Consider the following 23455-nt stretch of genomic DNA (forward strand, 5'->3'; position numbering starts at 1 on the left):
TATATTATCTTATAATTATAAAAATGCGATCATGTTTAACTTAGCTTTTTCTACTGCTGAAACTTCTGTTGTAGAATTTAGCTTTATCTTTGCAGTATTAACAAAACCATGTATCATTACTGGAACTACCTCTGTTCCTTTAGAGTTATTAAAGTCTACATCAGCAAATACAATTCCATAAACGTCAGTAGTACTGCTAGTTGATGTTACTGTTTTTCCGCCTGCAGTAATTAATGTGCCAGCTTCCAACACTCCATTGACTAAACTTGCAGTAACATTTGTTTTTGTAACCTTTATAGGTACATTTACATAATGGTCTCCTGCTAATGCTCTAATATCCTTTTGAGTTACTCCTATTTGATATGAACTTTGTTTCATAAACAATTCCTCCTATTATTTCTTATTTAATAAAATCAGTAATACCTTTTGCTTTTGATCGTTCAGCTTTTTGTTTACCTAAGTTAGTTGCAAAATTTACTGGTGCTGGGTCTGTTCCATCACCTTTGCCGCCAGTTACAAAACTACCTGTGCCCTTTATCTCTTTTTCAAATAAATAGTCATGTTCTTTTTTAATGGACTTTATTTGGTCATCTAAACCTAATAATGTATCACCATCAAGTTTTACTTTGTCTAATTCAAGCATTGCTTTTAATGCCTTAACATTCTTAGGATTGTTATCCTTAAGTGCTTGATTTAATGCATTATCAAATTGCAACTGTTTAAGTTGAGATTGGTAATCATCATCTTTCTTCTTATTATCAGCTTCAAGTTTCTCTACCTTTTCTTTTAATCCTGTTGCATCTTTAAATTCATCTTTCAAGCTAGTAATTTGCTTATCCCTTTCAGCTACTTGTTGCTTATAATCTTTAGCTTCTGTATTTACCTGGTTAAATCTTTCTTTAGTAACATAAGCACCATTTGACACATCTTCTAAATTAGCATCTTTATACTTTTTCTTAGTGTCCTCAGGTATTTGCTTATATAATTCTTCTCCAATAATTTCTTTTAAGTTTGGCATAGTGTGTATTCCTCCTAATTAATCTCTAATTTCACTTTTTACCGTGCAAGTGAACCACGAATAGAGTTGTTCTTAAGTTCTTTACCGCCTACTTAACAACTAAAAAAGGCGAAAATAAAAAGCCTTATTCCTAAAGCTTAATGAGTTCTTGCTACGTGCCACCATAAATATAAATTAGGTAATCCAAACTCCCAACCACTATTATGTTTATCCCAATAGAAAAATGGTAGCCTAATAAATACCCTTAAATTTTTAATGCTCCAAGGCTCAAAATTCGCTCCTTTGTGTATTCTAAATCTACAATTTTGCAATGCATAGAGTTTTTTAATACCTGGTGCTTTCCATGCTATAAACTGCGACCTAGCTTTAGGATGCGTTCTCCATAAAAATAAAACTTTTGTTATTTCAATCCATTTCGAACCTTCCCTATTACTCTTTATATCCATCTTATACATCCCCTTTATTTCTAAGATTTAATTATTCATTCTCCCTGTTACCTAATAGTGTTATTGCTGAAGTTGAAAAATTAAGCTTAACACTACTACTGAAAATTTCTATATTATCCCTAATAACTTGATGTAATCCCATTGCAATTTCATCCACAATAGTTTCATCATCACTATTCTGTAAATCTAAGCTTCTTTCCCTTACTATCCCATGGACTAATTCATGTAAAAATGTCTGTTCCATTCCTTGTTTATCTTGAATACTCGTATCAATTTTAATTTCATGGTATTCATAATCTATCATACCTTTACATTGTGCTGAATTTATTGTGATAGTTTTATCCTCTTGTTTGACCTCGTAATCTGCACTACCAATTCTAACTTTGTTTGGTATATTCATTATTTACCCTCCACAACTTCGCTTTTAGTTTTTCCACAGTGTTTGCATCTATACCCATAGCCCTTTTGATAAACTATTTTATGTTCATGGCTTTTAATTCCAAACACTTGCTTTAACTTTTTAATTAACCATTTCATAGAAAACCTCCTACAAGTAAAAATAAGCCTTATTATTTAAATAAAGCTTTATACCTATTACTTAATTCCATGTTTCTATCCTTAAGCTCTCCATATTCCTTCTGTAGACTTTCAATTGCTTGAAGGGTATATTTAACCCTATTCTGATTTATTTCATCTACGATAGCTACTATACGTTCAATGTTGTCCCTTACTTCACTATCTCTATATCCAACAATGTATTCTTCTTTGCACTTAGGACATTTAAAGTACATCTTCTCTACATCATCAGTAATATACTTAGTTTTAATTCTATTGGGTTTAACTTTAAATTCATGTTTGCATTTATCACACACTACATTCATATTAGTTACCCTAGTTTTACTATTGTTCATACTTTACCCCACCTCTTTATAATTACTATACCAACCATCCAATATTGAATTACTACCACCATTTAACCATTGTCTAAGCTCTCTACCTACTTCATCTAAAGATTTAGGAATTACAGCATAAATTATGCACATACAATTTGGATGTGGTATCGGTACTCTATCTTTAGGAAAGTTCCCTTGACCTAAGCCATAATCATCTTGATTAGCGTAATCATCACATACATCAGGACCAAATGCTTTTATTTGTCTTGAATAATGCTGAGATGATAACTCCCAATGTATAGCTTCAACATAAGGATTTCCATTCCAATTAGAAATATTACTATTAAAAAATGAATGATTCATAGAAGTTCTTAAAAGTCTTTGAGCATTATAATCAACATTCTTATTAACCCCAGGATATACTCTCTTCCAGTTAAAATCCTTTTTAGCAGTAGGATTAACATATTTCTCTAAGTCTTTTACAATCTCTAAATATGATTTCTGTTCCATCATGCCTTTATTTAAAATGTATTGTATATCTGATATGTTTTTATCTCCATATCCCCATATACGGTCTGATAGACTCTTATTGTCCTTGTAAAATCCACCATTGATTATGTTTAAGATTGCATCATTATTAATACTATAAGCAAAATCAATTAATTCTATTGGAATATCTAAATCATACTTATTATCTATATGAGTTAAAAAGTCCCCCTCTACACTAGATGCTATTTGTGACGAAGTTTTAATTGTATCTTTTGTTAATCTTACTAATTGCTCGTTTAGCTCATTCATTTTAATTCTAAGAAACTTTTCATAATCTTTTAACCATGTTTTAGTGAAACCACCTCTAGCACTACCTGCCTTTCTTATAACAGATTCTAGTGTGCTTTCATACAACTTATTTAATTTCCTTATACTATCAGAATTTAACTTGAGCTTCTTCTTCTGAGCTTCTTCCATTAACTTTTTATATAAAACTGTACTATCACTCATTTAGATCATCTTCTTTTTCTTCATCCTCTTCATCTTTATCAGTATTATTCTTAGCATTAGTTTTATTACCTGGACTTAATTCACCCATTTCAATGCCAGCTTCAAGTGACTTTTCTTCTAAAATCTCCTTATACGATTCTTCTGAATCTTCTTCATCTGTAAACTCTTTTATATAAGATTTCTTACTTCTTACCCCTGAAGCCACTTCATCCATTCCTATTTTCTTTTTATCCTCTTCATCACTTGGTATAGGATAATTACGTTCAAATAGTATAGTATATTCTAATGATTTCCATTCTTCTTTAAAATCACTATAACAATACTTTGCAGCATTAATTATAAAATGGATTAATTCTTCAAAAACAGGTTGCCAGTCACTCCATTTTTCTTCACACCTAGCAATAAGATCATTATAAAGATATTTCATAGCTTTAGCAGAAGGTATGTTATTCATATCTTTTATACTAGGCATATCCAAAACAAAATTCATATCTTGCATTGATCTATCAAGATAATTATTCACTGCACCACTTGAACTAAAACTGTACTCTATTCTTTGAACTACTGCTTGCTTTCCTTGTGCTGCTGCTTGTTGGTCTGTTTTAACTGCATGAAGTGCTCCTGGCGCAATAACAAAGTTGTTTACGTCATCTTGATTTCCATCAATTACTGCTTCAGCACCAAACATTTCAAATCTAAGAGCATCCCTATAATCAGAAACAGTTCTATTGTAATTATTCTGAATATCCTTTAAATCTTCTATATCAGACTCTCCAAACTCTTCATTTAACTCACCGCCATTTTTTATAAGCCAACATGGAATTATTGAAAACCCTGTATCAATAGGTTCATCTGCTATAGCTTCATTGAGTTTATCGCCTTTATAAGTTAACTTTTGATAAAAGGCTGATATTTCTTCACTTTCTTCTAGTTTGTTATAGTAATATCTATGAATATAATAAATCTTTTCAGAATCTTCTTTTGCATATATGTTCTTCTTATCCTCTTCAAAGAATTTAGCTTCTACTAAAACATTATTAATTTCCTTATAGTAGAAATCCTCTATATCCTCGTACCTAATTAGAATAGGTGAATTAGGATTAGCTTCCACCCTTAGTAAAACTCTTTTCTTTATAGTGCTATTTAAAAATGCTTTTCTGGTCTTTTTCCAAAATTGATTTGTTTTATCCATAAATACTTTATCTATGAACTGCCTTAGAGCTTCACATTTTTCTTTATCTTTTATGTCTTTAGGCTTTAGAGTTATTGTAGGCTCCTTGCCAAACATAAACCTGGCTTGTTTTTTTATAAGAGGTTTTACTTTATTCCTTATTTCCTGTGTAGGTATATAACCTATATTGTCTTGCAGCTCCCAATTTTGCCCTAGTAATGCTTTATCAGTTTTAGCTTTATCTTCATCTTCACATCTGCCTTTATAAAAATAATAATCAACTCTTACCTTTCCTCTTTCTTTTTTTTCTACATCAGGTAATTTTAATAATTGTTCTCTTATGGTTTTTAAGTTTCTTTTACTATCTGCCATTAGAATATAGTACCTCCTTTCCTTCTTGTATTATTATTAGTATTAATAACCCCTCTTCCTTGAGATGTTATTTCTTCACTATATTTCTGTTCTTTTATATCAGCTACTTCATAACCATCTAATCCATACCAAATTGCACTAAATGTGTGCGGATCAATATTGAATTCATCTTCAATTATTTCTTCATCTTTATCTGTTGCATATACTAATTCTTGTAATTCATCCACAACAGGCTCACAATCTTCTGATACATATATATGCCTAAACCTTTTTACTTTTTTAGTATTTTGCAGTCTGCTCCCTGGAGGTTTCTTCGCTCCTATCATATTGAACCCTTCTTGCTGGTAATATGTAATAGTTTTAGGCTCTGCACTATCTGAACGAATCAATTCTTTGCTTACTTTAAACTCTTGGAGTTCTAAAGCTGTTCTGTCATCAGTCATTTTATTTTTGTAATAGCACCAATAAATATATAAATCTTTTTTATCATCATCAATGCACATTCTAACAACTGCATTATAAGAAGTTTCAAACCCAAAGTCCATTCCCACTCTAAGCACTTGTTTCTTAATCTTTTTCATACTGTCTAAAATCCAATAATGTGGTTTTACTTCTAGTTGTGGAAGCACCTTTAATCCATTAGTTCCAAATTGACCTTTTCTAGCTATTCTATATAAGTCAGGATCATATTCTTTCATTTCATCAAGTTGCTTTATATAATCACCTGGTAAAAAATAATTATCATCTGCATTTGAGTGATGGTAATAAATATCTTTCTTTGTTACTACTCTTTTTTTATAAAGCTCCTTATCGTCAAGTACTGTTCTTTTATTGTGTTTATCTATAAAGAAATGCTTATAGCACCAATTGCCTTTACTAACTGGATTAGTAGATAAAATAATGTGATTAGACACTTTAAAATGTCTTAACCTTCCGAGTATTTCTTTAAACCCTGCATATTTAACCTCAGAACATTCTTCTATCCATACTATTGACACATCATTCATAGACTTAAGTTTTGCAGGTTTATCCATACCTTTGAAAATTATTTTAGATCCATTTGAAAATCTAACTTGCATAGGTGATGTAGTAAATCTTACTATGTTTTCTTCAAGTCCCATTGCTAAAGCCACTTCTTGTAATAATGAAAAGCATGAATCTCTAATTGTTTCAAAGACTTCTCTCACTACTAAAGCTGTTCTTTTCTCTTCACATAGTTTTTTAATCAATTTAACAGCTACATGATAACTTTTAGAACTTCCATATCCTCCTACAAGAAAATAAAATTTATGGTTCCAATCATCTACAAAGTCAAAGAAATGGTCGTTTAAGGCAAACTCAACTATTAGACTTGTTTTCTTACTTATCATTTCTATCACTTGCCTTTATAAATTGTATCTTAATTGGTTCATCATTCTTATCTCCATTAAGCTTGTCAACTTCACCTTTTAATTTAGATATTCTTAGTTTCTGTTCCTCAGTAGCCATATCCCAATTATTATGCAACATTTCATCATATTGCTTAATCAAAGACCTTAACTCACCCATGGCCCTACTCTGTGCATTTAAAAAAGTAGCCTGTCTATCCCATGCAAATTGAAATTCCCATTCAGTTTTTTCTGTGCTTCCACCTTCAAAAACTGACTTCTCTTCTTTTTTTAATTCCTTTATCATTTCTTCTTTAGATTTAACATACATAATCTTTTGAGCTCTTATTATAGCTGCATATTGAATTACTATGTTATCCCAAAGAATATCTAAAGGATGTCTAGTTTCTATCTCTTTAATCATTTCAAATGTATCTTCTGGAAGGTATTTAGCATAAAAGCCATGGGTTTCACCATTCTTATTTCCTTTCGGTGCTCCATGGCCTACTGCATTTTTATTACCATATCTAGCTTGGGATTTATTTTTGGTGTTTGAATTGCTAATTTGAGATATATTATTAACATCTGCTTTTTTACTACATTTATTGCCATTATTTTTAGTACTCTTTTTATCCGTTGTACTACTTTTATTTTTATGTTGTACAACATTACTATTCCATTTATCTCTTTGCTTCCATACTGCTATCTTCTTTTCATCTTCATTTAGTATTTTAGCAATTTCTCTATTAGTTATTTCTCCATTATGTTCTTTATATATTTCATACGCCTTATCCCTATTGGGACTTCGTACCCTCGCCACACCACCACCTCATCTCTAACTTATTCATATTTACCTGTAAATAAAGAAGGACTTGATTATATCAAATCCTTCTTAAATCATTTCATTCGTCAATGAATAGCTCATAACTCTCTTTTGCTAGTTCTTTACACTATTCTACTATTGAAATCTTTACATTATTCATTCTAAGATAAATTCCAACCATACAATCACACTCCTATAATAATATTATATCAATATTTATAAGCTAATTAATTTATATATTTAACATTTCTCTTATGCTTACAAGTATATTTTTTGTTTTTCTATATTCTTCTAAAATTTCTTCTATATTAGGTAATTCCCAATCCATATTTATACACTTATCATATTGAATTATGAATTTATCAAACTTATTTAAAAGAACTCTATAATTAATGTCATACTCCCTATATATATTTTCTTGCTTATCAAAATGTGTATGCCTTTCTCTAATATACTCCTCTTTAATTCCATGCTTTATTTTTATTATATTTATAAGCTCTAAAATATCTAAAAGCATTTCTCTATATTTCTTATCATTAGGTACAGGTATTTCATCTATATTATCTATATTTTTCAATTCAACAGTTTCTAGCTTTCCACCTAAATATCTTCCAAATAAAATCAAGTCTAAACACATTGCTATTAAAGTTTCATGTCTTTGACATCTGTTTAATCCTTTAATTTGTTTACCATAATATCTGCTATTATTATCATTAAGATCTCTATATACATAATCGTTTCTATAGAGTTTGCTAAAGTCTATTTTATTATCTAATCTTAATACTGTAAACTTTGCACCCTTTATATTTCCACTACGTATAGAATCAACTATAAATTCTCTGTCACATGCACCTTTATCAGCAACCTCAGTCGAATCTAAATAAACTGTTTCTTTTTCACTTAATATAAATTCCAATATTTTATATGCATTATTTTCGTATGCACTTGATGCTAGTTCTGTAAAGTTATTTTCTTCAATTATGTCTTTTGACCCAGATTCTACTATCTCCTTAAACGACTTTAAGTCATCATTTAAAATTAAGTTCATTAACTTATCTATCATAATATTATTTCTCCCTTATATAAAATATATTTATTTAAATTATATTCTATACAAATATACTTTTCCCTTTATTTCTGATGTATTGCACCATTTACCCTCTTATATCTTCTAGACTTCATTACTTCTCTAAGGTCATCTGTAGCCAATTCTTTTCTTATTCTCTTATTCCCACAATATGGACATGCTAAATACTTACCTGTACTAATAGCATTTTGCACCTCTGAAGTTATCAATATAAATTCTCTACTGCATCCTCTACATATGTAGCTTGTATAGATATTTAGCATATTCACACCACCTTTTTACTAAATAAAAAAGAACCCTGTAATTAGGATTCTAAATCTTTATTTGTATTATTTATAAAACTACTTTTATCTTTTTTTATTAATGTATTTATAATTTCTTTAACAGATTTCTTAGTTTTTCTATCCTTAATAGACCTCTTAGTTTTATTATATACAATTTTATCTCCACAAATTTTTCTAATTTCTTTAACTTCATTCTTTCTAATATATCTCTCAATGTTATTATGTCCATTAACTAACTTAGATTCATAAATTAGATAATGTTGCTTATACTCTAAGAAGCATTCACAAATAACTTTTTCACCATCTAAAATAAATTCATATTTATTATAATAAGCAATAACTTCTATAATTTCATCTAAGCTAACAGCAATTATTAGAATCGCTAGGTATGCACATATTAGAAATATTCCACTTAATGTAGCTGAATAAGATATTTTTTCATTACTCATAATAGCTATAAAGAACATAAATGCATAAAAAAAACTAATAATTGATGAACCAAACTTAGTGATTCTATTATACCATTTCAATCTTCTTATATTGACTTTTTTATTTGGCATCCATATTTTTATGCCTTTTCTCTTTGATTTAACCCACTTTACCCCACTAAATTTTCTGACGAATTCATTTTTAACCCTTTCATAGCAATTGATAAAGCAAAATGTTACTACAAATACTATTACTAACTGTATATAAAATATTCTATCGGCAAATAGGTCAGTTTTATTTTTCTCAATATATTTAAAGCTAGATAGCACATCACTAATTGTAGATCCATTCTTTATATAAATATAAATAGTTAATGCTGAAACAACTATAACTAAAAGATACAATCCTGAACTAATGATATGCGCTAGCATTTGTAATATTAAATTAAACAACGAATCATCCTCAGGAACATATTTAAACTTACTTTTAATGCTTTCTTTAAATATATTAGAAAATATTTTTACAAATATTGTGAATAGAGTAATAATAGTTGATATTATAACCAGTGTATCCCTAATTAAAACTATTTTTTCATTATTCATATCCCCACCCCCATAAATATTTTACAACACCTTCTAAAATATAACAATAAAAGACACCTATATTTCTATAGATGTCTTTTACATTGGGGTTGTTCACATTATTTTAAAAAGGGGAAGTAATGTTGAAAAACTCTTGGTTACTATTTAACCTAATACAATTATCTCATATGCATATATTGATTTCTTATAGTTTTTCTATAGTTTTTCTATAGTTTTTATTGTTGTTCTCTTGAAGTTGTACTATGGTATATACTTTGACATCTTCCTAATGGCTACTTTCTCTATTTGCTTTAATCTAGCATATGTTTTATTTAGTCTTTCTTCTAGTTTCCAATACTTTTTATGTTCTATATATACGGTTTCTATTATATCTCTTTCTTCATCTGTTAATACTGTTAGTGCATTATCTATTCTATCTAATTCCCTTTCCTTGCCAGCTTTTATTTTAAGAAGTTCATCCTTCTTTTCCATTAGCTTTTCTGCTTGTTGCTCTACACTAGAAGTTATTTTGTATGTCTGTGATGTTCTCTCACCTTGAGGTTGTGCACTTATTCCCACAACCTCTTCTTCTAACTCTTCCATTCTTATATTAATATCAACTATATCAGCTTTAAGTTCTTTATATTTCTTTATTCTATCTAAAGTATTACTCATAATATCCCCCTATTGCTAATATCTACTTTTGTTATCATAATCTGTTTTACTTCTTCCCCACACCATTCTCGCTGATGTATAAACCTTATCTAACATATCAAGTACTTGCTTAATTCTTTCTTTAAGTGCTGGATCCTTCCCCTTCCATTCAGCTTGTCTAGTTTCAAACAAGATTGTACTCCATCTATCGTAAGCACTTAATGCAACTTTGTGTAGTTCATAAGCTTTATCGTATTCTGTGTCCTGGAGTCCTTTGAACTCTTCCATTATAGCCTGAAAAGTCTTTATATCTTCATCTTGAATGATATTCTTACCCATGTTTTATCACTCCCATTTACCAATTAAAAATATCATCTATAATTGATTATATTCTGTAATTTTATTTATATATATCAACCCCTCAATTTGAATAAAAAAATACCGCATATTCATTTTGAATAGTACGGTGTTAAAAATAAACTATTTAATTATATGAATAATTTATATTAAAATGAATTAACTATATGAAAAAAAAGTTTTCCTCTTCTTTCGTGTATTTTCCGTTTAACGCATCATGTAAGGTTTGGGAAATAGTATAATTATTCCTTATTAATGGTCTTACAAATCTGTCCCTTTGATTCTCATTTTTAGCTAAAAGCGATAAACATTTATTAATATATTCCTTTTCAAGCACTTTTCCAACTTTTCCAGTTCCAAATATTTGCCCATGATACTCTTCAATAAAATCATTTTTCACAGCCGCATTAATCATATTTACCACATATATTACATATGACTGAATTGCTATAGGGTTTAATGTTCCATTAAAAGTGCGGAATTCAACAGTTCTAAATTCCGTACTTGCAGTTGAAAAGCTTAATCCTAAAAGACGTGTAAAAAAGTAATAATTAATTAATTCAAGATTACCATTTTTGATTTCTTCGAGTATTTCATTTTGCTTTACTCCTTTAGTCCATAAATTTTCATCAGCAAATTTAAGTGTAGCAGCATATTTCTTTGTTCGAGTTAAGGAAATTTCAGATTCTTCACCAGCTGAAACTGCATATGTAAACGGTTCTAAATACCTATACAACTTCATTAGTTTCACATAATCATTTCCAGTGCGTAGCAATGGCTCTCTTTGTATATGCAAATGAATTGCACAATTTTCATCAACAGTTGCTTTTAATTGTTTTTTTAATACATTACATACTTCTTGAAGTTCTTTCCAACATCTATCAGTATCATTTAGAATTGGAGAAATAACTTCCCAGTCACATGTTGATTCTTTCATAACTTGCCAGTTATTATACTCCCTTGTCTCACTTCTATCTTCAATAACATTTGTATTGACCGATATACCATATTTTTTTAGTAAATTTACTATATCATCTCCATTTACTGTTCTTTCCGAAAGTTGGAATTCAATTTCAATACCAAAGTATACCTCTTCTATACCATCAAACGCATCTTCATACAAATACTCTATTTCTTTATTGATATTTTCCCATTCATATTTACTCATGTTACATGTTTCTATTTCGCAATTATTATTTTGAATTTGACTCTTATGGAACCTTTTAATAAATTTTTCAACAATACTATTTCCCATTTCATATCTCCCTTGTATGCACTATCTTTTAATCACGATTTATTTTCAATTATATTACTATAATTATATCACTTAATTTAAACACCGTACTATTCAATTTTCAAAGAACAATTTATATAAGGATGCAAGGTTACCCTACATCCTTGGTTCTGACTTTCTTTAAATTGCAAACTAAATTATTTTAAAACTTTTTCTCTTCCTTTTTGCTTCAAGCTCTGCATAATAATCTAACATTTCAAACCTTTCACACTCAAATCTAACTATGTTTTTGCTTAAGCTTTCATCATCCATACCATAATAAAAGCAATCATCACAGTTAAAACAGAGTTCATATTTTCTCCATGCTGCCTTCGTTTCATTTTCACTAAAGTATCTTGATTCAGCATTGTATTTGCACTTTTCACAGTAACATCTACCACATATAGTTGCATCATATACTTCATGCTTTTCAATAATTTTATGCTCTTCAATAAGTTTTTCTTTTAGTTCTAAAAATGAAAGTTGTTCATTCTTCAATTTATCACCTTCACTCCTGGGTTTGTGAATTAGAATAATCTTTCATTCACATAGAATTTATTTGTTTTACCATTAAATCCATCAGCATATTTAAAGGCTATAGAAGATATATCCATGTATACACTATTTTCTTCCGAATAACATTCTTCGTTGATTTCATTATCAGTAAATCCAATTTCTTTTAATATTCCTATGTTTTTATCATTCCTTAAAACTAAAATATATTCTATCTCTCCACACGCTGCTGAAACTTCTTCTATTTGCATTTGATTGAATAAGTCTATCGCTCTTAATTTAATAGCATCTTGATATTCTACTTTTTCACTTTGAAAATCTGGAATATACTCTCCGTTAGATGCTCCATATCCTTTTTGTGTTATATCCCAGCAATATTCACACATCATAGCATCTCTATCTACCATAAATGGAGTTGGTCTTAATATTATATTTTCTTCTCCACAATAATCACATTTACCTACCTTATAAATACTCATTCTCAATACTTCCTTTCTATCTACCATTTTGTTGACCTCACCAACATGGTTATTTCACACTACCTACAAATTATTCCTTCACCCTCGGTCTATCCTTAATTTTCTTCATAGTAGTACTTATCACCCAAATTAATTATTATTTTATAAATCTATATAATAAACATCTGAAGAGCCTTTCATTCTTCCACTTACAAGATAATATCCACTTCCATTGCCATCCTTACCTCTAGGTAAATATCTTATTTGACCTTCTCTTACATCATCAACAGTAAATGTTTTATCTTTTATAACATCCGCATAATTTGCATAACAAGCTTTTAAGAATTTCTCTTTATCCTTAAAAAGCTCTACTACGCCTACTATATTTGTTACTTCATGCCCATCATTAAAAACCCCAAAATCATATTTACAGTTACTCATTTTATCTCCTCCTTCAAATACATATCATAATAAGTCACACCCACAGCGTATGCCTGCCATATATCCTTTTTAAATCCATAAAACCATCCTGGCTCTTTCTTAGTACCTTTACCCTTATTACTTGTATAAGGTGCAAACCTATCTACTAAGGCCTGTATTATATTGCTGTCCTTGGCTCTTTTAGTTCCACATAGATTTATCTTTTCATTTTCTCTATAAATAAGCTTTGGTTCTATATCAAGTTCATAAATCAGCCTGTCATAAAATCTTCCTATCCAGAAGCATGTATCAAACACTGTTTTTCCTACTGGCATTCCATTACTTGCAATCATTTCGATAGCAATATACTTACATTCTCCAAAATCACCATTTCCACATTTATTTAATAAATCATCATTGGCTATTTTCCCTATTTCTAAAGGTTTCAAGGTATTTTTGTTTATTAATGCATATCCACTTTCAATGTTCCCTGGATCTATTGCTAAAATCACTTAATCACCTTCTTTTTCTTCTTTCTTTCATCACTTGTAAATATATATTTCTCTAAAAAATCTATTAACTTCATAACCTATTTCCTTCTTCATTTCATTAAAATCGAATAAAAAAACACCGCATATTCATTTCTGAATAGTACGGTACTAGATTGAATTTAATTTTTTATTTTAACTTCATAATATATTAAAAGCCTTACCTTTTAATAAGCTTCAATGATTGTTGTAGTTTTTCTTGTAACGCAATGAGTGCTTTTTTCCGAGTACGCTTGCTTTTACTTAATTCTTCTATATCCATTTTATCTATTAAATTTTGTATATTAGAAATATCAGCCTTAAAAAACTCCTCCAAATTTGAAAAACTATACACTTCATTTATTCCGTTTATAAAAAAGTATATCCCTTTTACATGGGATGTCTTTAATTTTTTTATAACATTATCAATATCCATATAAAAGAAAAACTTTTTATCCATTATATAAGTTGATCTGTTATCTCTACACTTACTAACAAACTCATCATCCCATTCTTTTACATCATTAAGAAAACAGTTGAGTTTTTCTTTACTCTCTTTTTCTTTTCTATCAATTACATTAAATAGAGGTTTTACCAAATCATTGTATTTATTTAAAAATTCTGAATCACTACTTAATATTTCAAGATAGCGCTTTTCAAAAGTATCAGTGTATTCTTCCAAATTACTTTTCATTAATGAAATATGTTCATCATATTTCATTTCATCGAATTCGGCATATTTGATTTGAATAAATCTAACTATCATATCTTTAAAATAACGAGGATTGTATTTTCTCGTAGCAAGTTCATCTTTAATTTGTGAAAGAACTTGAATTATTTCTTCATCTTCTAATTCCCACCAGGAATATAATTTATTGTATCCTAATGATTTTTCCGTAATAAGATGATCATCTTTTTCTTTCTCTTCCTCCATAATTGATTTTATAATTTTTTTAATTTCATCTGAATCCCAATAATGATGTACGAGATAAGTATCTACAAATTTATATGCAAATATACTTTTTACAAAGTTACCCTCACGCCAATAAATATTTCCTGTTTGATCCTCTGTACTTTCCCATGAATATTCTGATTTTCCTTGTTTAATTTGAATAGACAATTCTATTGTATATTCTAAAACTTTTTCTTTCTGTTCGTTTAAATACTTTTTAGGCTCAAAATCAATCGTATCGAGAATTACAAAAAATCTTTCATAAGCCATTAATGCAAATATTAATGTACGAATATTATGATGTTGATTTTTTTCGAAAATTTCTAATACAACTTGCTTATAATTGTTCAATTGTTCTTTTGTTTGTTCATCTTCCACATACTTTTCTACAATATCTTCATAAATAGCAACAAAATCAGCTTGATAATATATCGTAAGTCCAATTAACTTTTCTTTTCTTTCCTTATATGAAATGTCATCAGAAAAAAGTTTTTTAGTTCGATAAATAAGCTTTTCTTTACTGATGTTTTCTTTCTCTTCGCTTTGGTTATATTTCGTATCATTTTTTACTTCATTAAAAAGATTTTCACTTTGGTTATATTTCGTATCATTTTTTACTTCATCTAAAAGAATTCTAGAATCTAACACAACTGAATATTTCTGTGGTAAATCTTTTGAAATTCCTATTCTCCCTATCTCAGTTTGATTAGCTATAAGAATAACTTTAATATTGTTGTGTTCAACTAAATTATTGATAAAGCCGAGTAATTGATTAACATCAATGTTACATCTTTCAAGGTCATCAAAAATAATTATAGTGTCTTTGATTTGCTTAATATCAGATAACGACGGTAAATCCTTAGAATCAATATTAAAATGCTTTAACCCAACCGAAAGTATTTTAGATGTAAATTTTAGTCCTTTTCCTAGCTTTTCTCCTTTTCCATCTCCTAGCTTTTTGTCAAAATAATCTTCAAATGCTATTGAATAAATTTCATCCATGATTTGTGCAAAGTTATCTAATCCATAGAGTGAAATATAGAAAATCGAATTCTCAGAAAGCTCCTCATTTAATCTGCTCTGCAATTTTTCTTCAACAAAAAAAGTTTTTCCCGAACCCCATTCTCCATCAATTAAAACTGCTTGTTTATATCTACTATCTTTTACATAATCAATTAATATCTGTATTATTTGTTCATCAGTCAAACTCATTTTGTACCTCCCTCAAAATATTTTTATTTTACTTTCCATCATTCCATAATGCGAACTTTACCCAATATCAAATTCCTCTTTAACGAATATAATTTAATACTATTATGCAATATATTTTTCTATCTACATACATATAATAGCATATTTCCCAACACCGTACTATTCAATTTTCAAAGAACAATTTACATAAGAACATAGGGTTGTCCTATTACTACTTACACCCAATTAATTTTTTTATTCTTCAATGCTGGAATGTTGTAGCATATCCAACAACAACCTCTATTAAAGACCTGTGAGCATCCTTTAAATTTAATTCTTTTTTTAAAAATTAATATTGAAAGACCTTCCCTGTGTTGCTCATACATATTAGCTCTTGTTTCCGTTTCTAAAGTTGCCAAAGGAAGTAATAGAACAAATGATTTAACTTTACCGCTATCTACAAGTTCAAAACTTCTAGATATAATTTCATTTTGGTTGCTAAAAGGTGGGTTGCTTATAAGTAACTCACATCCCTTTGGTGGTTCTGTTTTAAAAAAATCATTTCCTAAATTGTCAAAAATGTGAGTAGCCTTATATTTTAACCTAAGTTCATCACCTTTTAATTTGAATTCACTATCGTAGTTGTTAAATGGAAACCATATATTTTTAAATGATTTTATATCTATTAGATCATATATATTTTCCACCACCCATCTTGGAGTCTCCACATGATCTTTATTGTTAATTTTGCTTTGTTCATATAGTACATTCATCCTATCACCTTATTTCTCAATACCTACAACCTCTATTTGAATTGTGAATTAATAATTAGTTGAAGCAATTTCATAAGGTTGTTTAGAAAATCCATTTTCTTTTAATACTTCTCTAAAACTTGTTAACCTATCAACTGCTCCTTCCTCATTACGGCTTTTTCTTAAATCTCCAATGCCACCATTGCATTGTTCATCATAATCTCCAAGTGCTTTTATATACTTTTCTTCTTTTGTTGTAAGCCACATACAATCATTATTCAAGTCGCATTCTTCAAACTCTAAATCCTCACCATATCCATATTCTTTAACTGCCCATTTCTTTGTTTCTTCGATATCCCAAGGACTAGCGTACCATTCGCTATCTCCATCAAAATAAACTCTCATTCCATTTTCTATATTATTATTTTCCATTATTCTTCCTCCTAGATTAAAAATTGAATTATGAATTAATCTATTTCTATAAATTCTTTCCACACTTCCTCTTTATCTCTACCACAATCAATGTAAATCCCCTGATTACATTCTTCAATGCTTTTACTGCATACTCCCTCGCAACTATAATTTTTAAAAGGACAAGTATTATCATTTTTTTGAATTAATGCATCTATGACATAATCAATATAAGTTTCTTCATCACAATTTACATCCATATCTGGTATATCGAACTGGTCATATAGCAATACATAAATTGCTTTTTTTAAATTACTCATTTTATACTCCTCTCAAAATCACAATATCTACACTCAGTTACCAACGAAGTTTTTTATTCCAATTTTTAAAATCAACCACTTTATCAAAAGGAAATTGTTTTTCCTTAAATATTGCAACATAGTTTCTTTTAGACTTCTTTAAAGTTGAAAAATCATTTCCTTTTTTTATATCATCCTTAGCACACTGCAACGCTACTTTTTCAAATTTATTCATTGTTTTACCTCTTCTTGAATTACGAATTAAGATTTTGAAATAAAATCTCTTTTACTTTGTTTGATATTTCTATTTCATAAAAAGTTTTGTCTTTAATAATTCCAAGTGTTGAATCACTGATTTCCCAATCCTTTTCTGGAAATATTAAATTATACTTATCAGCAATTTCTTCAAATTCACCAAAAGTAATTATTCTTATATAACTCATTTTATTACTCCCTTAAAAACTCTTTTACTAACTGCCAAACTCCAAATTGTATTATTATATTACCGTTATCTCTTTTAACTCTGATAGTTAATAAAATTATTATGATACAAACAATAACTATACTTCTTTTAATATTCACTTTTGCCCTCTCATAATATTTATAAATTAATCTTTCTTATTTTCTAGCTTTTTAATATCTTTAATAATCTCTTCTAAAGACCTTATTTCACCATTTTTAATATTAAAATGTTCATGAACATATTTTGGAAGTCTCATATAAAAATCAGAGTCACTAAAATCAATTTCATTTTTAAATTTTCCGTTGTCCTCCTCAGATATGTCACCAGGAGCATCACTACTTAACCATACTTGGCCACCTTTTGTTTTAGTGATATAACATTTTCTTATTCCACCAAATTCTCTCGTTAACTCACTAAGATATTTTGTCAATGGTATATTTATCATTACTTTTCCCATACTTCCCCCCATTATTATATGATTGTCATATGAGAATACCACCTTGCAGCAGTACTCCCATATGACCTTATTCCTAGACTAAGATATTACTTTTACATTATTTAAGCCTTTTAATCTAGCCTTTAGATATTCTTTTATACTTTCCATTGCAACGTTTCTCCATGCTCCTCCATCTGCTTCATAAAGTGCACATTGTGGACCTGTTTGCATTCTGAATATAAACTTACTCTCTGGTTGCTTTATCTCTGGGAATGTTCTAAATGGTGCTAATATAACTGGGTTAGGAATTACTACTTCTGCTACACTTGCTACTCCTACTTTGATAGCTGCACTTTGGCTTACTCCATCATCACCTACAGATTTAACATTCTCTTCTTTTATATTTCCACTTACTTTTAACAACTTGTTTCTATCTTCATTTTCTATAAATGAACTTTGCAGCATAATATTAAATCTCTCTGGATCTATGAATCTATCTGTCACTATGCTAGGTGTTAAAGCTTCAGCTACCATCACACATTCTCTTCTTTTGTCTGAGTTTAATTCTTTCTTAATACTTACCTTGTCATAGCTCATAACATGTACTATTATGTTGCCATCCTTAATACTATCTACATTCTCCTTAATGTAGTCTACTATTGATGTTAATGTAGTTGTTTCTAATGCTCTTGATATTGGTTCCTCAACTCTTGTAAGATTCTTATTGGTATACGTAGCTCCATGAAGTTCCTCTTTGATATACTTCTTTTCTCCTTCCTCAATTAATAGTTCAATTGCTCCTTTTAATCCTTCACTTATCATCTTTTATTCCTCCTAAAATTTATTTATTTTACTATTTGTAAGCCTGCTAATTCATTTTCATTACTTTCACTTGCTACTTCTTTTGGTGCTTCATCTGTTCCACCCATGAATACTTCTCCTGTTTCATTGTCAACCTTCATGTAAGTTTGTCCCTTAACTTGTTTCTTGAACTCAGTTCCTAGAACTTCTCCATTAAGGTCCTTATCAATAATTATCTTAGTTGCTATTGCACTTCTAGGCGCTAACTTTGCCTTTGCAGTTATTGTTACTTCTGTAAGTTCTCTTTCTTCATCTGTACTAAATGTCATGTCTAAAGTTAATTTTCTTTTAGGTTTACTATCTGTATTCTTATCAGCTATATTTTCTAACACCTCCTTCAAACCTTGGTTCATTCTTTCTGCTAATGCTCCATTAGCAAAGGTTTCTAAATTAATCATTTTATCCATGCGTATCCTCCTTAATATTTATTTAAAATAAATTAACTAACTCAAACATCTAAAATATCTTTAATTGTTCTTCAATTATTGGTTCATAGTTCATTAAAATTAATTCATTTCTAACTGGCATCTTATCACCTGCAGCTCTATTTTTAATTTGACTGGCCGTACTATACTTAACTACATACCAATCCTTGTATAAATCATCAATTAGTGGACTACTGTAATAACAAACCATAGCTTTTCCTTTTATTTTATCTAGTCTTTCTTTTAACCTAATATGGTCCTGCTCTTCAAATCCTCCAAAGTACATATTTTCATGGTCATGATATGGTGGATCTAAAAAGAATAGTGTATCTTTTGTATCATAGAACTTTATTACTTCTTCAAAATCTCGACTTAATATATTCCATGTTTTAATTAATTCAGCCATTCCAGGTATAAGCTCTGTTGCACTTATTAATTGCTTGGCCTTATTTTGCGTTTTAGATAGTCCAATTCCATTTCGGTATTTATGACCTCCACCTCCAAAGCAAACCCTCATTAAGTAATAGAACCTAACTGCTGATTCCAAATTATCCTCCGGCCATGGCTCCCATTTCCACTTTTCATATAAACTTTCACTATAGGGTAATGCTGAACATTCTTTGTATAGCTGTTCCGGATACTCTTTAAGCACCATCATATAATTTACAAGTCTATCGTTTATGTCATTTACGATGGTTAACTTTGATGGATTTACTGTCTCTTTATAAATTGGAACTGCTCCGGATCCAAAGAAACAATCACAAAATATATCATGCTTAGGCATTAAATCTATATAAAGCTCTTCTTTGCCATGCTTTCCACCTATCCACTTTATATTGCTTAATCTTTTGAGTTTCAATTTATCACCTAATTTCTTTTAATATTTAGAATGGCATATCCTCTCCATCATCTACTGGGGTATAATCAGAGTTGCCCTGTCCTTGACTCTTATTCCCATATTCTAAGAAACTTACTTCATCAGCTACAACCTCAGTAACATACCTTCTTCCACCATCTTTAGCTTCATAGGACCTGGTTTCAATTCTTCCAGCTACACTTAAAAGTTTACCTTTACTCATATAGTTAACAGTACTTTCAGCTTGTTTTCCCCATACTACTATAGGGATAAAATCTGCATCCGGTTGACCTTCCTTTTTAAATCTTCTGTTTACTGCCATTGTAAATGTTGCTACTGCAGTTCCTGTGCCTGGAGTAAACTTTAGCTCTGGATCCTTAGTCATACGACCTATTAAAACTACTTTGTTGATACGTCATCACTCCTTTAAATTACTTTCAATCTTCCTGTTGTAAAATCACTTTTTAGATAACACTCTCTATAATCTTTGTGTTGTACAACGATAAACCTATTAGTAATTCCTACAATCTGTCCTCTCTTCTTAGCAGCTCTAAGGCTATCACCATTACCATCTGCCTTTTTTATTAAAAGAGTTATCTTTTCACCAACTTCAAACTCTTTATGCATACTTCCCATCCTCATTACCTACTTTCGTATCTTTCTCTTAGGCATAGTTCTTATATCTTCAAGGCATGCTTCACATATCTTAGTTCCTATATAGTCCTCTAAGTTTTCTTCATTTCCGCATAATGCGCACTTAATTTGATGTTTCTTAAGTACTATACTGTCTCCATCTGTATATACTTCCATTGGAGTCCCTTCCTGGATATCAAAAATATTTCTAAGCTCCTTTGGTAATACTATTCTTCCAAGTGGATCTATCTTTCTAACTATTCCTGTTGATTTCATTTATTTATCCCCTCTCTCTAATAAATTTGCACTCATATATATTCCTCTTTTTTCATGCCATACTAAATCTATAGGGCTTCCACACTCTTTACATGTAACTTCTTTAAGTCCATTAGATACGTAAAAATTAGCATTGGTACTGCAGTTAGGACAATTATATTTAGCATGATTAATTTCTCTAATCTGAGGAAGTTCTTCACCACATTCTCTACATGTTAATGAATGTTCTTTATAAGCTAACTCCCTATTTTTCATAAAAAGTGTTGGTGTTGCAACATGTCCACATTTTTCGCATTTAATCATTACTAAATTCTTTTTAACATCTCCACCTTTGTATGTTTCACCTCTAATGACTGGTGAATCTAGTGTCACTGGTGTATCTGCACTCACTATTAAAGGTTCTGGTTTAGATATTGGTATTGACTCTTCCTCAATACTTTTCCCAGTTTCCTCTGCAACTTTTTTAAATCTTTCTTCAAAACTTTCTTTACTACTAATTGATAACCTATCTATTAATTTATCTAATCCCTCAGTTACTTTACATGTCTCTACATCAATGTTTCTTATAAGAATTTCTGCTAATTGCTTGTATAGTTGATTAGCTTTACCTGCAGGTAAGTCTGTATAAATCTTTGCTGTTCTATCTAAAGTTATTGATATTTTCATTTACTTATCCCCCTTATTTATTTCTTTAACTATCTCAACATTATTGAAATACCAATTTAAAACCACTCTTTTCAAATCTTCAAAGCCTATTACTGGGTTTTCTAAGTCCTCTTCTATAGTGTCTACCAAGTCCTTTTCTGTGCAATCACTATTAGTTGCATATACTTGTATTTCACAAAGTTGTTCATCATGTTCAAATCTAATCCCGTTAATTTCTACTACTTCTATTGTTGTAGTATTAATTCTCATATCAGCATCTGTTGTTTTAATCATCTTACTCATGGTTTACCCCTCCTACATTTTTACTCCATGCTTTATAGCCATATCTTTCACTATAGCTACATAAATTTCTCTAAGTCTTGGATCATTCTCTAGTACATCAAGCATATTGAGTTGTGATACTTTACTTGGTGCCATGCCATTGTTAATTGCTCTTTTCTTTAGATTTTCTACCAATACATTAGGTCTACATTTTGCCCTATCTTTTAAAGCATTGTAGCTTTCATTTTTAGGTAAGTTATAGTTATTAATCTTTTTACCTATAGCATTAAGTAGTCTATTAACTTCTTTTCTCCACGCTGCTGATGGGTTAATCTCTATTATGTCTCTTATCCCTTGAATTTCTTCTTTAGTTTCCTTTATATCTTCTTTTATTTTCTTATTCTCTAGCTCTTGACATGCCATAGCTTGGAATAATTTATTAAACATCTGTAACTCTGGTGATAACTGTGAAGTATTTAAGGCTTGTACGCTTTCTCTCACTCTGAAATAGGTTTCCTCTAGCTCTTCATATACTTCCCAAGCTTCATCTGTATCAAGAATTTTTGCATGCCTTGCTGCTCCCTTCTCTGTCCATAGATACAGAACTGAAACAAATTTAAGGCTTTCGTCATTTAGTACATACCCCTTGAATTCTTTTAGTTCCTCACCTTCCAACTTGAAATAATGTTTACCTTCAACAAATCTCTCTTGATTTCTAGTAAAGTTTTTACTTATGTTTTGTTCATTAGTTCCATATTCTTCTGACAATGTTTTAGTAGTAATTATTCTTTGATTTTTAAATTCCATTGGTGTTAACTTATCCAAAATTCATTCCTCCCATATCAGCATTATTCATGCCTAAATTACCTCCGTAGCTCTAATTGCACTCATTAAATTAAATGTTCCAACTACCCATGAAGCCTTATTTTGAATATCTTTTAGTTTCTCAATGAAATTACTTTCTGTAGTATCTAAACTAACCAGTTCCTCTAAAAAACTTTGCATGTTCTCCAAATACCTGAATGTATTATTTAGATTAAAATCCTTATCGCTTTCAAGTAATTTAATTTTTTTATTAGATTCATCTATCCTATCTCTAAGTATTACAGTTGCTCTTGCCATAACTTTCATTCTTTCTTTAAGAGCTTCTTTCTCTTCTCTTAATTTAAATATTTCCATTGAAGCAATTTGCATATCATCAGGCCCTTTTACTAGAGAAACCATAATATCTATAGTCTTTGGATTAACTTGATTCTTCTTTAGTTCATTTTCTAAATTTATATTTTCCACAATTCCATCCC

General features: G+C 29.6%; 38 protein-coding genes. All 38 read right to left on the bottom strand.

The features are described from left to right. Positions 1-15 precede the first annotated feature (15 nt). On the bottom strand, positions 16-378 hold the full coding sequence (locus tag B2P65_RS16715; RefSeq protein ID WP_346880563.1) for a hypothetical protein: 363 nt from the start codon (positions 376-378) through the stop codon (positions 16-18). Between the two features lie 22 nt (positions 379-400). Then, complete coding sequence (locus tag B2P65_RS16720; protein ID WP_346880564.1) at positions 401-1018, bottom strand: phage scaffolding protein; 618 nt, start codon at positions 1016-1018, stop codon at positions 401-403. Positions 1019-1155: 137 nt separating this feature from the next. Beyond that, positions 1156-1464, bottom strand: a complete 309-nt coding sequence (locus B2P65_RS16725) for a hypothetical protein (RefSeq protein WP_346880565.1) — start codon at positions 1462-1464, stop codon at positions 1156-1158. 31 nt (positions 1465-1495) lie between these two features. Then, positions 1496-1864, bottom strand: a complete 369-nt coding sequence (locus tag B2P65_RS16730) for a hypothetical protein (protein ID WP_346880566.1) — start codon at positions 1862-1864, stop codon at positions 1496-1498. Next, positions 1864-2001: a hypothetical protein gene (locus tag B2P65_RS16735; RefSeq protein WP_346880567.1), complete on the bottom strand. Its 138-nt coding sequence runs from the start codon at positions 1999-2001 to the stop codon at positions 1864-1866. The genes B2P65_RS16730 and B2P65_RS16735 overlap by 1 nt, the downstream gene beginning before the upstream one ends. Positions 2002-2033: 32 nt before the next feature. After that, on the bottom strand, positions 2034-2375 hold the full coding sequence (locus B2P65_RS16740; RefSeq protein ID WP_346880568.1) for a hypothetical protein: 342 nt from the start codon (positions 2373-2375) through the stop codon (positions 2034-2036). Between the two features lie 3 nt (positions 2376-2378). After that, the gene (locus tag B2P65_RS16745) at positions 2379-3356 is read right to left on the bottom strand and encodes a hypothetical protein (RefSeq protein WP_346880569.1); all 978 of its coding nucleotides are present in this window, start codon (positions 3354-3356) and stop codon (positions 2379-2381) included. Next, positions 3349-4899: a phage portal protein gene (locus tag B2P65_RS16750; RefSeq protein WP_346880570.1), complete on the bottom strand. Its 1551-nt coding sequence runs from the start codon at positions 4897-4899 to the stop codon at positions 3349-3351. The genes B2P65_RS16745 and B2P65_RS16750 overlap by 8 nt, the downstream gene beginning before the upstream one ends. Then, positions 4899-6269 carry a PBSX family phage terminase large subunit gene (locus B2P65_RS16755; protein WP_346880571.1) on the bottom strand — a complete coding sequence of 457 codons (1371 nt, stop codon included), beginning with the start codon at positions 6267-6269 and terminating at the stop codon, positions 4899-4901. Before B2P65_RS16755 ends, B2P65_RS16750 begins: the two co-directional genes overlap by 1 nt. Continuing rightward, the gene (terS, locus tag B2P65_RS16760) at positions 6259-7086 is read right to left on the bottom strand and encodes a phage terminase small subunit (protein ID WP_346880572.1); all 828 of its coding nucleotides are present in this window, start codon (positions 7084-7086) and stop codon (positions 6259-6261) included. The genes B2P65_RS16755 and terS overlap by 11 nt, the downstream gene beginning before the upstream one ends. A 235-nt stretch (positions 7087-7321) precedes the next feature. Continuing rightward, positions 7322-8152, bottom strand: a complete 831-nt coding sequence (locus tag B2P65_RS16765) for a hypothetical protein (RefSeq protein WP_346880573.1) — start codon at positions 8150-8152, stop codon at positions 7322-7324. Between the two features lie 68 nt (positions 8153-8220). Then, positions 8221-8439, bottom strand: a complete 219-nt coding sequence (locus tag B2P65_RS16770) for a hypothetical protein (protein ID WP_346880574.1) — start codon at positions 8437-8439, stop codon at positions 8221-8223. Positions 8440-8480: 41 nt separating this feature from the next. Then, the gene (locus B2P65_RS16775; protein WP_346880575.1) at positions 8481-9491 is read right to left on the bottom strand and encodes a hypothetical protein; all 1011 of its coding nucleotides are present in this window, start codon (positions 9489-9491) and stop codon (positions 8481-8483) included. Between the two features lie 240 nt (positions 9492-9731). Further along, entirely contained in the window at positions 9732-10145 is a 414-nt protein-coding gene (locus B2P65_RS16780) for a hypothetical protein (protein WP_346880576.1), read from the bottom strand. Between the two features lie 15 nt (positions 10146-10160). Next, a complete protein-coding gene (locus B2P65_RS16785; RefSeq protein ID WP_346880577.1) occupies positions 10161-10463 on the bottom strand; it encodes a hypothetical protein in 303 nt (100 codons plus the stop codon). Positions 10464-10644: 181 nt separating this feature from the next. Continuing rightward, positions 10645-11736, bottom strand: a complete 1092-nt coding sequence (locus B2P65_RS16790) for an amidoligase family protein (RefSeq protein ID WP_346880578.1) — start codon at positions 11734-11736, stop codon at positions 10645-10647. Between the two features lie 171 nt (positions 11737-11907). Next, positions 11908-12252: a hypothetical protein gene (locus B2P65_RS16795; RefSeq protein ID WP_346880579.1), complete on the bottom strand. Its 345-nt coding sequence runs from the start codon at positions 12250-12252 to the stop codon at positions 11908-11910. Positions 12253-12281: 29 nt separating this feature from the next. Then, the gene (locus tag B2P65_RS16800; protein ID WP_346880580.1) at positions 12282-12773 is read right to left on the bottom strand and encodes a hypothetical protein; all 492 of its coding nucleotides are present in this window, start codon (positions 12771-12773) and stop codon (positions 12282-12284) included. 114 nt (positions 12774-12887) lie between these two features. Continuing rightward, entirely contained in the window at positions 12888-13166 is a 279-nt protein-coding gene (locus B2P65_RS16805) for a hypothetical protein (RefSeq protein ID WP_346880581.1), read from the bottom strand. After that, positions 13163-13657 carry a hypothetical protein gene (locus tag B2P65_RS16810; protein ID WP_346880582.1) on the bottom strand — a complete coding sequence of 165 codons (495 nt, stop codon included), beginning with the start codon at positions 13655-13657 and terminating at the stop codon, positions 13163-13165. The genes B2P65_RS16805 and B2P65_RS16810 overlap by 4 nt, the downstream gene beginning before the upstream one ends. 196 nt (positions 13658-13853) lie before the next feature. Beyond that, complete coding sequence (locus B2P65_RS16815) at positions 13854-15836, bottom strand: P-loop NTPase fold protein (protein ID WP_346880583.1); 1983 nt, start codon at positions 15834-15836, stop codon at positions 13854-13856. A gap of 215 nt (positions 15837-16051) precedes the next feature. Further along, entirely contained in the window at positions 16052-16588 is a 537-nt protein-coding gene (locus B2P65_RS16820; protein WP_346880584.1) for a hypothetical protein, read from the bottom strand. Positions 16589-16636: 48 nt separating this feature from the next. Further along, positions 16637-16999 (bottom strand): hypothetical protein, encoded by a 363-nt coding sequence (locus B2P65_RS16825; protein WP_346880585.1) that lies wholly within the window; start codon positions 16997-16999, stop codon positions 16637-16639. 35 nt (positions 17000-17034) lie between these two features. Further along, positions 17035-17298 carry a hypothetical protein gene (locus B2P65_RS16830; protein ID WP_346880586.1) on the bottom strand — a complete coding sequence of 88 codons (264 nt, stop codon included), beginning with the start codon at positions 17296-17298 and terminating at the stop codon, positions 17035-17037. A gap of 37 nt (positions 17299-17335) precedes the next feature. After that, positions 17336-17512, bottom strand: a complete 177-nt coding sequence (locus B2P65_RS16835) for a hypothetical protein (RefSeq protein WP_346880587.1) — start codon at positions 17510-17512, stop codon at positions 17336-17338. A gap of 19 nt (positions 17513-17531) precedes the next feature. Next, positions 17532-17720 carry a hypothetical protein gene (locus B2P65_RS16840; RefSeq protein ID WP_346880588.1) on the bottom strand — a complete coding sequence of 63 codons (189 nt, stop codon included), beginning with the start codon at positions 17718-17720 and terminating at the stop codon, positions 17532-17534. A gap of 4 nt (positions 17721-17724) precedes the next feature. Further along, the gene (locus B2P65_RS16845) at positions 17725-17859 is read right to left on the bottom strand and encodes a hypothetical protein (RefSeq protein WP_346880589.1); all 135 of its coding nucleotides are present in this window, start codon (positions 17857-17859) and stop codon (positions 17725-17727) included. Positions 17860-17885: 26 nt separating this feature from the next. Continuing rightward, complete coding sequence (locus tag B2P65_RS16850; protein WP_346880590.1) at positions 17886-18197, bottom strand: hypothetical protein; 312 nt, start codon at positions 18195-18197, stop codon at positions 17886-17888. A gap of 78 nt (positions 18198-18275) precedes the next feature. Next, a complete protein-coding gene (locus B2P65_RS16855; protein ID WP_346880591.1) occupies positions 18276-18998 on the bottom strand; it encodes a hypothetical protein in 723 nt (240 codons plus the stop codon). A gap of 23 nt (positions 18999-19021) precedes the next feature. Then, the gene (locus B2P65_RS16860; protein ID WP_346880592.1) at positions 19022-19444 is read right to left on the bottom strand and encodes a replication terminator protein; all 423 of its coding nucleotides are present in this window, start codon (positions 19442-19444) and stop codon (positions 19022-19024) included. A gap of 49 nt (positions 19445-19493) precedes the next feature. Then, positions 19494-20321, bottom strand: coding sequence for a DNA adenine methylase (locus B2P65_RS16865; RefSeq protein WP_346880593.1), 828 nt, complete (start codon positions 20319-20321; stop codon positions 19494-19496). A gap of 25 nt (positions 20322-20346) precedes the next feature. Continuing rightward, on the bottom strand, positions 20347-20730 hold the full coding sequence (locus tag B2P65_RS16870; protein WP_346880619.1) for a single-stranded DNA-binding protein: 384 nt from the start codon (positions 20728-20730) through the stop codon (positions 20347-20349). 14 nt (positions 20731-20744) lie between these two features. After that, positions 20745-20954 carry a hypothetical protein gene (locus tag B2P65_RS16875; protein WP_346880594.1) on the bottom strand — a complete coding sequence of 70 codons (210 nt, stop codon included), beginning with the start codon at positions 20952-20954 and terminating at the stop codon, positions 20745-20747. A 9-nt stretch (positions 20955-20963) separates the two neighbouring features. Continuing rightward, positions 20964-21227 (bottom strand): AbrB/MazE/SpoVT family DNA-binding domain-containing protein, encoded by a 264-nt coding sequence (locus B2P65_RS16880; protein WP_346880595.1) that lies wholly within the window; start codon positions 21225-21227, stop codon positions 20964-20966. Further along, positions 21228-21893, bottom strand: a complete 666-nt coding sequence (locus B2P65_RS16885) for a hypothetical protein (RefSeq protein WP_346880596.1) — start codon at positions 21891-21893, stop codon at positions 21228-21230. Further along, positions 21894-22175, bottom strand: a complete 282-nt coding sequence (locus B2P65_RS16890) for a hypothetical protein (RefSeq protein ID WP_346880597.1) — start codon at positions 22173-22175, stop codon at positions 21894-21896. A 12-nt stretch (positions 22176-22187) separates the two neighbouring features. After that, positions 22188-22979, bottom strand: coding sequence for an ORF6N domain-containing protein (locus tag B2P65_RS16895; RefSeq protein WP_346880598.1), 792 nt, complete (start codon positions 22977-22979; stop codon positions 22188-22190). Positions 22980-23012: 33 nt separating this feature from the next. Next, a complete protein-coding gene (locus B2P65_RS16900; protein WP_346880599.1) occupies positions 23013-23444 on the bottom strand; it encodes a hypothetical protein in 432 nt (143 codons plus the stop codon). Positions 23445-23455 lie beyond the last annotated feature (11 nt).

Origin of the sequence: Clostridium sp. UBA3061 (assembly GCF_002367465.1) — a bacterium.
GTDB classification, from domain to species: Bacteria; Bacillota; Clostridia; order Clostridiales; family Clostridiaceae; genus Clostridium_J; species Clostridium_J sulfidigenes.